The sequence below is a fragment of the Pseudomonas sp. H3_A02 genome (genome assembly GCF_054671965.1).
The window spans coordinates 959552-972813 of record NZ_CP162807.1 but is presented as its reverse complement, the minus strand read 5'-3'; the positions used below and the strand labels follow the sequence as shown (position 1 = coordinate 972813).

The 13262-nt window shown below is 62.4% G+C and carries 9 protein-coding genes and 1 pseudogene; 9 read left to right on the top strand and 1 reads right to left on the bottom strand.

Annotated features, from left to right (window positions below; all coding sequences use genetic code 11):
• Window positions 1–29 precede the first annotated feature (29 nt).
• The 6 genes from AB4N80_RS04120 to AB4N80_RS04095 all read left to right on the top strand — a co-directional run bounded on the left by AB4N80_RS04120 (window position 30) and on the right by AB4N80_RS04095 (window position 7665).
• Window positions 30–2186, top strand: a complete 2157-nt coding sequence (locus AB4N80_RS04120) for a type I secretion system permease/ATPase (protein ID WP_354337259.1) — start codon at window positions 30–32, stop codon at window positions 2184–2186.
• Window positions 2176–3543, top strand: a complete 1368-nt coding sequence (locus AB4N80_RS04115) for an HlyD family type I secretion periplasmic adaptor subunit (RefSeq protein WP_109751853.1) — start codon at window positions 2176–2178, stop codon at window positions 3541–3543. Before AB4N80_RS04120 ends, AB4N80_RS04115 begins: the two co-directional genes overlap by 11 nt.
• Before the next feature lie 411 nt (window positions 3544–3954).
• Window positions 3955–4857 (top strand): TauD/TfdA dioxygenase family protein, encoded by a 903-nt coding sequence (locus AB4N80_RS04110; RefSeq protein WP_122565124.1) that lies wholly within the window; start codon window positions 3955–3957, stop codon window positions 4855–4857.
• 37 nt (window positions 4858–4894) lie between these two features.
• Window positions 4895–5920: an ABC transporter substrate-binding protein gene (locus tag AB4N80_RS04105; protein ID WP_460080813.1), complete on the top strand. Its 1026-nt coding sequence runs from the start codon at window positions 4895–4897 to the stop codon at window positions 5918–5920.
• Between the two features lie 5 nt (window positions 5921–5925).
• Entirely contained in the window at window positions 5926–6786 is an 861-nt protein-coding gene (locus AB4N80_RS04100; RefSeq protein ID WP_122565126.1) for an ABC transporter ATP-binding protein, read from the top strand.
• 12 nt (window positions 6787–6798) lie between these two features.
• A complete protein-coding gene (locus AB4N80_RS04095; protein ID WP_122565127.1) occupies window positions 6799–7665 on the top strand; it encodes an ABC transporter permease in 867 nt (288 codons plus the stop codon).
• 147 nt (window positions 7666–7812) lie between these two features.
• Here the strand turns inward: AB4N80_RS04095 and AB4N80_RS04090 are convergent.
• Window positions 7813–8183 (bottom strand): annotated as a pseudogene (locus AB4N80_RS04090) (DUF6124 family protein).
• Between the two features lie 614 nt (window positions 8184–8797).
• Here AB4N80_RS04090 and AB4N80_RS04085 point away from each other — a divergent pair.
• From AB4N80_RS04085 to AB4N80_RS04075, 3 genes are read left to right on the top strand one after another with little or no spacing between them, the layout of a single operon-like run.
• A complete protein-coding gene (locus AB4N80_RS04085) occupies window positions 8798–9286 on the top strand; it encodes a cell division protein (RefSeq protein WP_122565129.1) in 489 nt (162 codons plus the stop codon).
• Window positions 9279–10721, top strand: a complete 1443-nt coding sequence (locus AB4N80_RS04080; protein WP_122565130.1) for a TIGR01777 family oxidoreductase — start codon at window positions 9279–9281, stop codon at window positions 10719–10721. The genes AB4N80_RS04085 and AB4N80_RS04080 overlap by 8 nt, the downstream gene beginning before the upstream one ends.
• A gap of 9 nt (window positions 10722–10730) precedes the next feature.
• On the top strand, window positions 10731–13166 hold the full coding sequence (locus AB4N80_RS04075; protein WP_122565131.1) for an alpha/beta hydrolase: 2436 nt from the start codon (window positions 10731–10733) through the stop codon (window positions 13164–13166).
• The last annotated feature ends 96 nt before the right edge of the window (window positions 13167–13262 follow it).

Genomic DNA, 13262 nt, shown 5'->3' with positions numbered 1-13262 from the left:
ACCTGTTTTAATCAGTCAGAGTGCCGAGCGTGGAATCAGAAGTCAGTCCAGTCGAACTAGTTCATGACCCGCGCACGCTGCACGACGACCCGTTGCTGGACGGTTTGCTGGCGCTTTGCATGCTGCATCAGAAGCCGGCCAGCGCGGCGATGCTCACCACCGGCCTGCCGCTGTCCAAGCAACGGCTGAGCGTCGAATTATTGTCGCGCGCGGCGGCCCGTGCCGGTCTGCAAGGTCGGGTGCTGCAACGCAAGCTCGAGCAGATTCCGACCATCGCCATGCCGGCGCTGTTGTTGCTCAAGGACGGCCGCAGCGCCGTGCTGCTGGGCTGGGTCGGTGACGACCAGGCGCGACTGCTGCTCAGCGAAAGCGACGGCGGTGAGGTGACCATCAGCCGTGAACTGCTGGCCGATGATTACAGCGGCAAGGTGTTCTTCGCCCAACCGCAGCATAAATTTGACGTTAACCACGGCACGCTCATTCCCCGGGCGCGTTCGTGGTTTCGCGACACCCTCAAACGGTCCCGCTGGCTGTACGCCGATGCCATCGCCGCGAGCCTGCTGATCAACATCATCGCCATGGCCGCGCCCCTGTTCGTGATGAACGTCTACGACCGCGTGGTGCCGAACCAGGCCGAATCGACCCTGTGGGTGCTGGCCGTCGGTATCACTGGCGCCTATGTGTTCGACCTGATCCTCAAGATGCTGCGCAGCCTGTGCCTGGACCTGGCGGGCAAGAAAACCGACCTGATCATTTCGGCGACGCTGTTCGAGCGCATCGTCGGCATGTCCATGAAGTATCGCCCGGCGCGGGTCGGCAGCTTTGCCCAGAACATCCATGAGTTCCAGAGCCTGCGGGACTTCCTCGCCTCGCTGACCCTCACCAGCCTGATCGACTTGCCGTTCACCCTGCTGATCTTCATGGTCATCGCGATTATCGGCGGGCACCTGGTGTGGATTCCGGTGCTGGCGTTCCCGATTGCCCTGCTGATCGGCTATGCCTTGCAGAAGCCCCTGGTGGCAACCATGGAGCGCACCATGGCCCTGGGCGCCGAGCGCCAGTCCAGCCTGATCGAGACCCTGGCCGGCCTGGACGCGGTGAAGGTCAACAACGCCGAGAGCGAGCGTCAATACCAGTGGGAACAGACCATCGGCACCCTCAGCCGCCTCGAACTGCGGGTGAAGATGCTGTCCGGGCTGGCGATGAACATCACCTTGCTGATCCAGCAATTGGCCGGGGTGATCATGATCGTCTTCGGCGTTTACCTGATCATCGCCGGCAACCTGAGCATGGGTGGGCTGGTGGCCTGCTACATGCTCAGCGGCCGCGCCCTCAGCCCGTTGGCCTCGCTGTCGGGCCTGCTGACCCGTTATCAGCAGGCGCGGGTGACCATGACCTCGGTCGACCAGATGATGGAACTGCCTCAGGAGCGCAATTTCGACGAGCGTCCGCTGAGCCGCAAGGTATTGCAGGGCGCCGTTGAATGCCGTCAGTTGAACTTCACCTACCCGAACCAGCAGAACGCTGCCCTGAAGAACATCAACCTGGTGATCAAGCCGGGCGAGAAAATCGGCATCATCGGCCGCAGCGGCTCGGGCAAGAGCTCGTTGGCCAAATTGCTGGTGGGCCTGTATCAGCCGGATGACGGCGCCTTGCTGGTGGACGGCGTGGACATCCGCCAGATCGACGTCAGCGAGCTGCGCTACAACATTGGCTACGTGCCCCAGGACATCCAGTTGCTGGCCGGCACCCTGCGGGACAACCTGACCTCCGGCGCCCGTTACGTCGAAGACGAACTGGTGCTCCAGGCCGCGGAACTGGCGGGTGTGCATGAATTCGCCCGCCTGCATCCGCAAGGCTATGAACTGCAAGTCGGCGAGCGCGGGCAGAACCTGTCCGGTGGCCAGCGCCAGAACGTCGCCCTGGCCCGCGCGCTGTTGCTCAACCCGCCCATCCTGCTGCTGGACGAACCCACCAGCGCCATGGACAACACCGGTGAAGAACGCCTGAAACAGCGCCTGGCCGCCGTGGTGGAAAACAAGACCGTGCTGTTGGTGACGCACCGGGCCTCCTTGCTGTCGCTGGTGGACCGCCTGCTGGTGATCGACCGTGGACAGATCCTCGCCGATGGCCCGAAAGCCGCTGTCATGGAAGCGTTGAAGAAGGGGCAGATCAGTGTTGCTTAAGTCAGGTTTAAAGGGCGCGGTGGGCCGCTATTTCAAAGGTTCCGACTCGCTGCACGGCCAACCGCTGCCCGAGGTCAACAAAGCCCTGATCGAGGACGCTCCGCGGGTGGTGCGGTTGACGATCTGGGGCATCATCGGCTTCTTTGTGTTCCTGGTGCTGTGGGCCAACTTCGCCGAGATCGACGAAGTGACCAAGGGCGACGGCAAGGCGATCCCATCGTCCAAGATCCAGAAGATCCAGAACCTGGAAGGCGGCATCGTCGCTGAGCTGTTCGTCAAGGAAGGGCAGATTGTCGACGCCGGCGCGTCGCTGATTCGCCTGGATGACACGCGGTTTGTCTCCAACGTCGGCGAGACCGAGGCTGATCGGCTGTCCATGTTGTTACGGGTCGAGCGCCTGAGTGCCGAGGTCGATGACCGCCCGCTGAACTTCCCGGCCGATGTACTCAAGGCTGTGCCGGGCCAGGCCGCCAGCGAAGAGTCGCTGTACATCAGCCGCCGCCAGCAGTTGCACGATGAAATCGGTGGCTTGCAGGAGCAGTTGATCCAGCGTCAGCAGGAACTGCGCGAGTTCGTCTCCAAGCAGGCGCAGTATCGCTCCGGCCTGGCGCTGCAACGCCAGGAAATCAATATGTCCGAGCCGTTGGTGGCTCAGGGCGCGGTATCGCCCGTGGAAGTGCTGCGGCTCAAGCGCGCCGAGGTCGAGACCCGTGGGCAACTGGACGCCACGACGCTGGCGATCCCTCGCGCCGAATCGGCGATCAAGGAAGTGCAGCGCAAGATCGACGAGACCCGCGGCAAGTTCCGCAGCGAAGCCCTGACCCAACTCAACGAAGCACGCACCGACCTGAACAAGGCCCAGGCCACCGGCAAAGCCCTGGAAGATAGGGTGAGCCGGACCCTGGTGACGTCGCCGGTGCGTGGCATCGTCAACAAATTGCTGGTGAACACCATCGGCGGGGTGATTCAGCCCGGCAGCGACCTGGTGGAAATCGTGCCGCTGGACGACACCATCCTGGTGGAAGCGAAAATCCGGCCCCAGGACATCGCCTTCCTGCACCCCGGCCAGGACGCCACGGTGAAATTCACCGCCTACGACTACACCATCTACGGCGGGATGAAAGCCAAGCTGGAACAAATCGGTGCCGACACCATCACCGATGAAGACAAGAAAACCACCTACTACATCATCAAGCTGCGCACCGAACGCAGCCACCTGGGCACGCCTGAAAAGCCCTTGCTGATCATCCCGGGGATGGTGGCGTCGGTGGACATCATCACCGGCAAGAAAACCGTGCTCAGCTACCTGCTCAAGCCCATCATCAAGGCCCGGTCCGAGGCATTGCACGAGCGCTAGGCACACAGGACCGTGGCTTGCCGCTTTTGTGGCGAGGGAGCTTGCTCCCGCTGGGGCGCGCAGCGGCCCCAAAAAACAGTGAGCGCTTCGCACTCAAGCGGGAGCAAGCTCCCTCGCCACAATCGTGCCATTCTCGAAGTCCTTGTGGGAGCGAGCTTGCTCGCGATAGCGGCAGGTCAGATTTTTATCTATCACTGACACACCGTCATCGCGAGCAAGCTCGCTCCCACAGGTTCTGCCATATAGTTATGCATTTTTAATATTTAAATTAACTTTCTTATACCTTTAAAGTCATCCCCCTGCGTACCTGCCGAACAATCGGCGCGCCGCACGACACAAACCAACACGGTAACGCCGTGAGTTTTGATCGATTGCGCGCCTGTTCAAGCGCGCTGTGCGTGGGAGTGATGTATGCCAGCCGTCTCTTATTCTCCAGATTCAACCGTCGCAAGCAGTGCGCTGCAGTCGTTCGAAATCCGCCCGTCCCCCGATGCCGTCGGCGCCGAGATCGTCGGGCTGGACCTGTCCCGGCCCATCAACGACCAGGATTTCGCCCGCATCCATCGCGCACACCTGGACTATCACGTCGTGGTGTTCCGCGACCAACGCATCACCCCTGAACAACAGATCGCCTTCAGTCGCCGCTTTGGCGTGCTGCAGATCCATGTCCTCAAGCAATTCCTGCTGACCGGGCACCCGGAAATTCTCATCGTCTCCAACATCATCGAAAACGGCCAATCCATCGGCCTCGGCGATGCCGGCAAGTTCTGGCATTCCGACCTGTCCTATAAAGAACTGCCCAGCCTCGGCTCGATGCTTCACGCCCAAGAGCTGCCGAGCGAAGGCGGTGACACGCTGTTCGCCGACATGCACAAGGCCTGGGACGGTCTGCCCGAAACGCTGCGTAAAGCGGTGGAAGGCCGTTCGGCGGCGCATTCCTACACCGCGCGCTACAGCGAAACCAAATTCGAAGGCAACTGGCGCCCGACGTTGACGCCTGAGCAACTGGCCCAGGTGGCTGAAGTGGTGCACCCGATCGTGCGCACCCACCCGGAAACCGGGCGCAAGGCGTTGTTCGTCAGCGAGGGGTTCACCACCCGCATCGTTGGCCTGCCGGAGGATGAGAGCAAAGCCATCCTGGCCGAGCTGTATGCCCACAGCGTGTTGCCCCAGAACATCTATCGCCATCAATGGCAGCCCCATGACCTGGTGTTCTGGGACAACCGCTCGCTGATCCACCTGGCCGCCGGTTGCCCGAGCCATCTGCGCCGCAAACTGTATCGCACCACCATCCAGGGCGACGCCCCTTTCTGATCGGCTGCGCAGCGCGCAAAGAGCCCGGAGAATCACCATGTCCACACGCATTGCTTTTGCACCGCTGGCCGCCGCCATCGGCCTGGGCTTCAGTTTGCTGGCCGGCAGTCTGGTCGCGCCGGCCAGCGCCCACGCCGAGGGCGAGATTCGGATCGCCGAGCAGTTCGGCATCGTTTACCTGTTGCTGAACGTGGTCCGCGACCAGCAATTGATCGAGAAGCACGGCAAGGAGGAGGGCATCGACATCAAGGTCGACTGGACTCAACTGTCCGGCGGCGCGGCGGTCAACGATGCGTTGCTGTCGGGCTCCATCGACATTGCCGGGGCCGGTGTCGGGCCGTTGCTGACGGTCTGGGACCGCACCCGTGGCAAGCAGAACGTCAAGGCCGTGGCGTCCCTGGGCAACTTTCCCTACTACCTGCTGAGCAACAACCCGAAGGTCAAGACCATCGCTGACTTCACCGAGCAGGACCGCATCGCGGTGCCGGCGGTGGGTGTTTCGGTGCAGTCGCGCATCTTGCAATACGCCGCCGCCAAGCAGTGGGGCGACAAGGATTTCAATCGCCTCGACAAGTACACCCTGGCGGTTCCGCACCCGGACGCCACGGCGGCGTTGATTGCCGGCGGCACCGAGTTGACCGGGCACTTTTCCAACCCGCCGTTCCAGGACCAGGCGCTGCAAAACCCCAACGTCCATGTGGTGCTCAACTCCTATGACGTGCTCGGGCCGAACTCACCCACGGTGCTGTTCGCCACCGAGAAATTCCGCGATGAAAACCCCAAGACCTACAAGGCCTTCGTCGAGGCGCTGACCGAAGCGGCCGAGTTCGCCCAGAAGGATAAAGGCGCGGCGGCGGACACCTACCTGCGGGTGACCAAGGCCAAGATCGACCGGGCGACCTTGCTGAAGATCATCGACAACCCGCAGATCGAATTCACCGTCACCCCGAAAAACATCTACCCGCTGGCCGAATTCCTCTACCGCGTCGGCGCCATCAAGAACAAGCCGGCGTCGTGGGAAGATTATTTCTTCCAGGACGCCAAACCGTTGCAGGGGAGCTGATTGCCATGAACGCGCTTTTGCAAGGCCACGTGGCCAGCAACGCTACCCGCACCGACACGGCATTGTTGTCGGTGGATAACGTCAGCCTGGAATACCGCACCCCGCAGCGGGTGGTACGGGCCACCCACCAAGTGAGTTTTGAAGTCGACCCGGCGGATCGTTTTGTGCTGCTCGGCCCGTCCGGTTGCGGAAAGTCCACCTTGCTCAAGGCGATTGGCGGCTTCATCACGCCGTGCGAAGGCGAGATTCGCTTGCAAGGCCAAACCGTCAACGCGCCGGGCCCGGATCGGATCGTGGTGTTCCAGGAGTTCGACCAGCTGCCGCCCTGGAAGACCGTGAAGCAGAACGTGATGTTCGCGCTGCTGGCGTCCGGCACGCTCAAGCGTCGCGAGGCCGAGGAGCGGGCGCTGCACTATCTCGACAAAGTTGGCCTGGCGGCGTTTGCCGATGCCTACCCCCACACGTTGTCCGGTGGCATGAAAGCCCGGGTCGCGATTGCCCGGGCGTTGGCGATGCAGCCGAAAATCCTCTTGATGGACGAACCCTTCGCCGCCCTCGATGCCCTGACCCGACGCAAGATGCAGGAAGAATTGCTGCTGCTCTGGGAGGAGGTGCGTTTCACCTTGCTGTTCGTCACCCACTCCATCGAAGAAGCCTTGGTGGTGGGCAATCGCATCCTGTTGCTGTCGCCGCATCCAGGGCGAGTCCGGGCGGAAATCCACAGCCATCAATACGATTTGCAAAGCCTCGGTGGCGTGGGGTTCCAGCACACGGCGCGGCGTATCCATCGGTTGCTGTTCGATGAGGGCCCGTCGCCGGAGACCGAGCGTGAGCTGGATTTCGCTGACATCCGTATTGCGTATTAAGGGGAGCGTTTCATGAGCCAGTTATCGCCTGCGCGCGAAGAATACGAAGTCGACCTGCAACCCCTGACCCAAGTGCCGCTGGAACGCGAGTTGCCCCTGGGTCAGCGCCTCTGGCAACAGAGTTGGCTGCGCAAAAGTTTGATCCTGTTATTGCTGGCGCTGGTGTGGGAGGGCGTGGCGCGTTACCAGAGCAACGACCTGCTGCTGCCGAGCTTCTTGCAGACCGCCAGCGCGTTGTATGACGGTTTGCTCAGCGGCGAGCTGCTGGGCAAGGTGTGGATTTCTTTGGTGGTGCTGCTCAAGGGCTATCTGCTGGGCATCGTTTTGGCGTTCGGCCTGACCACGCTGGCCGTGTCGACGCAGTTCGGTCGCGACTTGCTCAGCACCCTGACCTCGATGTTCAACCCGTTGCCGGCCATCGCCCTGTTGCCGTTGGCGCTGCTGTGGTTTGGCCTGGGCCAGAACAGCCTGATTTTCGTGCTGGTGCATTCGGTGCTGTGGGCGCTGGCGTTGAACATGTATGCGGGGTTTCTCGGTGTATCGGAAACGCTGCGCATGGCCGGGCGCAACTACGGGCTCAAGGGCCTGCGCTTTGTGCTGTTCATCCTGATCCCGGCGGCGCTGCCGTCGATCCTCGCCGGGTTGAAGATCGGCTGGGCCTTCGCCTGGCGCACTCTGATCGCCGCCGAACTGGTGTTCGGCGCCACCAGCGGCAAGGGCGGCTTGGGCTGGTACATCTTCCAGAACCGTAATGAGCTGTACACCGACAAGGTCTTTGCCGGGTTGGCGGTGGTGATTTTGATTGGGTTGTTGGTGGAGAATTTGGTGTTTGATTCCCTGGAGCGGGTGACGGTGAAGCGTTGGGGGATGCAGCGTTGAGCATTCCCGGTTGTCTGGCCTGACGCCTTCGCGAGCAAGCCCGCTCCCACAGTTGATCGGTGTTGATCTCGATATTTCGGTTCTACATAGATCCAGTGTGGGAGCGGGCTTGCTCGCGAAGGCGGTCTTCAATCCACCACAGGCACATCAGCCCGCCGCTGACACCTCCAGCCGATCCATCGCCCGCTCCACCAACAAATGCACCCCATCGGCCATTCGGCTGATCGCCAGGATGACGCTGCGGCGCGAACCATCCACATCATCGGCCAGGTCAGCGGCGATGGCGCTGATGGACAGCAGGTCTTCGGAGGCGTTGGCTAGCAGGGTTTCAGTGTCGATGTCTGGGGCGACCATGAAGAGTTGGGCGGTTTGGGTTTTGCCCGGGGCTTCATCGGTGGGTTTGGGGTTGAGGTAGTAGTCGAGGACGCGTTGGGCGGTTTCGTCGAGTTTTTTGAGGCTGGGGTTTCAGCGCAGGTTTCAGGTGAGGATTGTGGAGGATTGGGCGTGGGCTTGAACATAGTTTGGGCTTCCTATTCAATTAAGAACCGCCCTGGCTCGCTTGCACGCGATGTAAGGGTGGCAGCTATGAGAGGGTGTGCAAGACCGAGTAAAGAACGCCCAAAAACTCGGCAGACCCGAAGGTCTCCCCCCACACAGCCGCCATAAAATACGAGCACGAATGCTCTATAAATGGCTGGTGGCATTTATTGGGCGTGTTTTTAACGGACTTGCACGTCCGTGTCACCGTTTTTTCAGTGACAAACCCAGACTAGCGGTGGGCCCGAAGGCGGACAAGTTCACCAACATCGCCGCAACTTGAAGGAAATCTCCTAGGACTCTGCTGTAGGTAAGCGGTACACAGAACCTGTGGCGAGGGGATTTATCCCCGCTGGGCTGCGCAGCAGCCCCCCAAATGGCTGAAGACCAACAACCTGACACACCGAGGCGGCTGGTTTTAGGGCTGCTGCGCAGCCCAGCGGGGATAAATCCCCTCGCCACAACGGTATTCGGTGCCGGTTTCATGCGCTCCAGGCGGCGGATTTTATTTATCTCCGTCCCGCCCATTAGCCAAGTAAAGCCCCTCCCATTTCCTTTAGACTGGCCGCCCTCAAGCAAGCCTTCAGGACATGGAATGCCAACCCCTAACCGCACCCTTCGCAACGCCCTGGTCATTTGGTTGTACGCGGCGGCCCTGATGCACTTGCTCGCCGGCCTCACGCTGACCTGGGCCGGTCACTCCGGCTTGCTCGACGCTTATCTGAACACCATCGAGCAGGCGTTCTGGGGCGCCAATGTCGTGCCCGCTACGGCCCGCACGCAACAAGTCTGGTGGCTGGCCTTGTTCGGCGCCACGTTGCAAAGCTATGCGCTGTACATGCTCGCCCTCGTCCATATCGGCAATCGATTGAAAAGCGCCATGCCTTGGGGCTGGATAATCGCCGGCATCCTGCTGTGGGCGCCCCAGGACATGCTGATTTCCGCCCAGGCCCAGGTCTGGTCACACCTGTGGTTCGACAGCATCGCCCTGCTCGTTTTATTACCGCCGCTGTTCTGGCTCTATCGCCATGACCGCCGTACCTCCCTGACTGACAACGCGTCGAGTGATTCAAACCATGGCTGATTTTTCACTGCTGGACTGGGCCATCACGTTGTTGATTGCCCAGGCAATCCTCGGTGCGCTGGATACCCTCTATCACCACGAACTCACCGTCGCCTTGCCCTACCGCCACAGTGCGCGGCTGGAGCTGTCGATCCACGCCTTGCGCTCGTGCTTCTACGGGATTCTGTTCCTCGGCATGGCGCATTTGGCCTTTGAGGGGACGTGGGCGATTGTCATCGCGCTGCTGTTCGCCTTGGAGATCGGCCTGACGCTGTGGGACTTTGTGGTCGAGGACCGCAGCCGCAAACTGCCGGCCATCGAACGCATCATGCACACGGTGCTGGCGGTCAACGGCGGGGCCTTCTTCGCGCTGTACGGCGTGCAACTGGCGCAGTGGGCGAGTCTGCCCACTGGCCTGAGCGGGATCGACCTGGGTTGGCGCGGCTGGCTGCTGACCTTGTTCGCCATTGGCGTCACGGCCTCGGGGATTCGCGACGGCTTGGCGGCCTTGCGCATGCAGCGAGCGGGCAAGCCCGCCAACCCGTTTGCCGGTGGCGCCTACAAACGCGTGCTGGTCACGGGGGGCACCGGGTTTATCGGCGAGACGCTGGTCAACCAACTGCTCGACGCCGGGCACACGGTCAGCGTGCTGGCCCGTGACCCGTTGAAAGCGGCGTATCTGTTTGACGGCCGCGCTCGCTGCTTGCGTTCGCTGGGCAAGCTGGGGCATGAGGAAACCTTTGATGTGTTGATCAACCTGGCGGGCGCGCCAGTGGCCGGGCCGCGTTGGAGCCCCAAGCGCCAGGCGCAACTCATCGCCAGCCGGGTCAATACCACCGAAGCCTTGATGACGTGGTTGAAAAACGCCCGGCACAAACCGGCGTTGTGGATACAGGCCTCGGCTGTCGGTTTTTACGGCGTGCGCGATGCCAGCGAAAGCCTCGATGAAGGCGCCACCCGGGGCGATGGCTTCATGGCCGAACTCTGCGCGCGCTGGGAAGCCTCAGCGTTGCCTGCCACCGAGCTGGGCGTGCGCCAGGTGGTGATGCGCCTGGGCGTGGTGTTCGGGCCGGGCGGCGCATTGTTGCCGTTGTTGATTCCGTTTCGCCTGGGGTTCGGCGGGCGGATGGGCGATGGTCGGCAAATCATGAGTTGGGTGCACCGCGACGATGTCATCCAAGTGATCGCCCGCGCTTTCGATGACGAACGCTTGAGCGGCACCTACAACCTGGTGGCGCCAGAAACCGTCAGTCAGGCGCTGTTCGCCGAAAGCGTCGGCAAGGTGCTCAAGCGTCCGGTGTGGTTCCACATTCCTGCCGCGCCGATGCGTGCCTTGGCAGGTGAGATGGCCCAGCTGTTTTTCGACGGCCAACGCGTGGTGCCCAATCGTCTGGTCGAGGCCGGCTATACGTTCCGTTATCCGACGCTCGACGCTGCCCTGCGCGACCTGGCCTGAGGACCGCCCATGAGTAAGCCCCGGATGTACCTGCTGGCTGGCAACGGCAGCGCCGCCGATTGGTGGGACGACGCCTTGCCGCACTTTCAACACTATGACGTGGTGCCGCTGGAGCTGCCCGGCTTCGGCAACAACCCCCAAGCTCCTTGCGAGGACCTGGCGGCCTATGCCCAGGCGTTGTTGGCGGTCACGGACAAGGGCAGCGCGATCATGGCGGTCGGGGTCAACGCCTTGCTGGTGCTGCACGCCTTGCAACGTCAGCCGGGGCACTTTTGCCGCAGTGTGTTGCTGGCGCCGGTGGGCGCATTTTTGTGGCAGCGGCGACTGCCGGCATTGATGTCACCGCTGCCGATTCGCAAGACCATTCACTGGCTGCTGGCGAACAAACCAACGTTGTTTGCCCACAAGTTTTCCAGCCAGGCCTGGACGCCCGCGCAGTACCAGCGCATGGGCGCCGGCTATGCCCGCTGCCGCGCCTTTGTGCCGCACTGGGACCTGGTGCGTGCCGACACCGCGTTGCCGTTGCTGGAGTGGATCAGCGACCCGGTCGAACTGGTGTGGGGCGATCAGGACAAGGTGTTGGGCGTCGCGCAGGCGGCGGCCTGGTCGGCCATTCTCGCCCGCGCCGATTTGACCATCAGCCTGAAACCCGGCTGGGGTCACTATCCATGGATCGACGCACCGGCCGAGTTCGCGGCGTGGCTGGAGTCCGGCGAGCGTGGCTTCGTCGCGCATACCAAGGGCGGGCGCTTGCGCCTGGCGGCACTGGCCGGGCAGCCGGTGCCTGCGGCGTTGTCGCTCAACGATTGCGATGATCCGCGCTTGCCGAGCTTTCTGAAGAGCCAGCCGGACGCTCTCTGGGCCGTGCGTTCCTCCAGTTATGGCGAGGATCAGGCCGATGCGGCCAATGCGGGCTTGAGCACCACGTTCCTGCGTGAGCCGACCGGCAACGTACCGGCGCGCATTGCCGAGTTGAGCGCGACGGGTGTCGAGGAAGTGGTGGTGCAGCGTTTCATCACGCCACGGCTGTCCGGGATCGCCTTCGTGCGTCACCTGTCAGTCGAACTGGAGTGGGTCGAAGGGCATCTGGAGTCGTTGGCCGATGGCAAGGTGAGCCCCGAGCGGGCGATCATTTCCCGTCTCGGCGCGTCATGGAACAGCGGTGCATTCAAGCCAGCCCATGGCTTGACCGCCGAGGCGCTGTGGCGGTTTCTCCAAGGCGTACTGCGGGTCTTTCACTATGTGCCCGGCGACGTCGAATGGGCCTGGGACGGCACGCAACTCTGGCTGCTGCAATACCGGCCGATCAGCGACTACGGCTGGCGCCGGCACCTGACCGCCGCCAACATCGCCGAGATCCTGCCGCCGCAACCCAGTGTTCTGGTGGAGTACGCCCAGCGCCGTGCGGCGGCAAGCATTCCGGCGATCATGGCCCGTTGGGATTCACGGGTGCTGCAGGATAACGAGCCTTTCACGGCGGTGTTTGGCGGCGCTTCGTACATCAACAACGATCTGTTTCTCGCGCGATTGGCCGACTGGGGCATCAGCGCCAGCAGCTACGCCGGTGAGGTCGGTGGCGCCACCCCGCATCTACCTTGGCGGCCCCTGCGCCTGGTGCGTTCGCTGCCGTTGTTCCTGCGCATGCAGCGCATTGCGCGGGGTCATTTGCTAACACTGGAAAACGGTTTGCGACGCTTCGATAGGGAGCTGCATGAACTGACCGCAGAGGGCGCTGGCGGCCAGCAATTGGCTGACTGGTTCACCCGGTTCTATGTGTTCGTGGTGCAGGGCAACCTGTGCATCGCGACCGCGTTGGCCAGCAGCGGCGGCGATCTGCTGGGGCGGCCTCCAACCGCCTATGACGACCTTGAACACAGCCCTCATCGCCTGCCGTGGGAAACCGACCCGGCGACGCCACGCCCGGCGCCGACCGAGTTGCCGTTGCAGGCATTCCCTCAATGGCCGTTGGCGATTCGCCTGGCCCATGGCGCCGGTCTGCCGGGGTTGCGCGGTTACTACCTGCAAGTGCGCGAATGGTATCGCGACAACCTGATGCGGATTTTCTTTCGCCTGCACCACGCCATGCCGACGGGGGACCGGGCACAGTGGTTCGCGCCGCACCCGGACATTCGCAGCCGTGACGGCAGTTTCTGGCAGGACGGTCGTGAAGGCACCGAGCAGGCGAGCGGGTTCCTGATCTATCCGGGTCAGGCCCAAGGCATTTTGGGCGAGGACATCCTGCTGGAAGACACCTTGGACCCTGGCCGCCACGCCCACTATCAAAGCGCCCGGGCGGTGATTGCACGCATGGGTGGGCGTTTGTCCCACGGCTCGACGCTATTGCGTGAACTGCGCAAACCCTCGGCGGTATTGCCTCAGGTCGATGTGGCTTGGTTGGGGCGTGAGGTGGTGTATTGCGATGGTGAGTTGACGTTGGTGGAGTAGGCCTGCGCGATGATCCGTCGATCACAGAACCTGTGGCGAGGGGATTTATCCCCGCTGGGTTGCGAAGCAGCCCTGAAAGCAGTCACTCGGTGTGTC

Coding starts and splice junctions, on each gene's coding strand:
- AB4N80_RS04100 (WP_122565126.1), top strand. CDS start 5,926: ATGAACGCGCTTTTGCAAGGCCACGTGGCCAGCAACGCTACCCGCACC.
- AB4N80_RS04095 (WP_122565127.1), top strand. CDS start 6,799: ATGAGCCAGTTATCGCCTGCGCGCGAAGAATACGAAGTCGACCTGCAA.
- AB4N80_RS04075 (WP_122565131.1), top strand. CDS start 10,731: ATGAGTAAGCCCCGGATGTACCTGCTGGCTGGCAACGGCAGCGCCGCC.
- AB4N80_RS04085 (WP_122565129.1), top strand. CDS start 8,798: ATGCCAACCCCTAACCGCACCCTTCGCAACGCCCTGGTCATTTGGTTG.
- AB4N80_RS04110 (WP_122565124.1), top strand. CDS start 3,955: ATGCCAGCCGTCTCTTATTCTCCAGATTCAACCGTCGCAAGCAGTGCG.
- AB4N80_RS04080 (WP_122565130.1), top strand. CDS start 9,279: ATGGCTGATTTTTCACTGCTGGACTGGGCCATCACGTTGTTGATTGCC.
- AB4N80_RS04105 (WP_460080813.1), top strand. CDS start 4,895: ATGTCCACACGCATTGCTTTTGCACCGCTGGCCGCCGCCATCGGCCTG.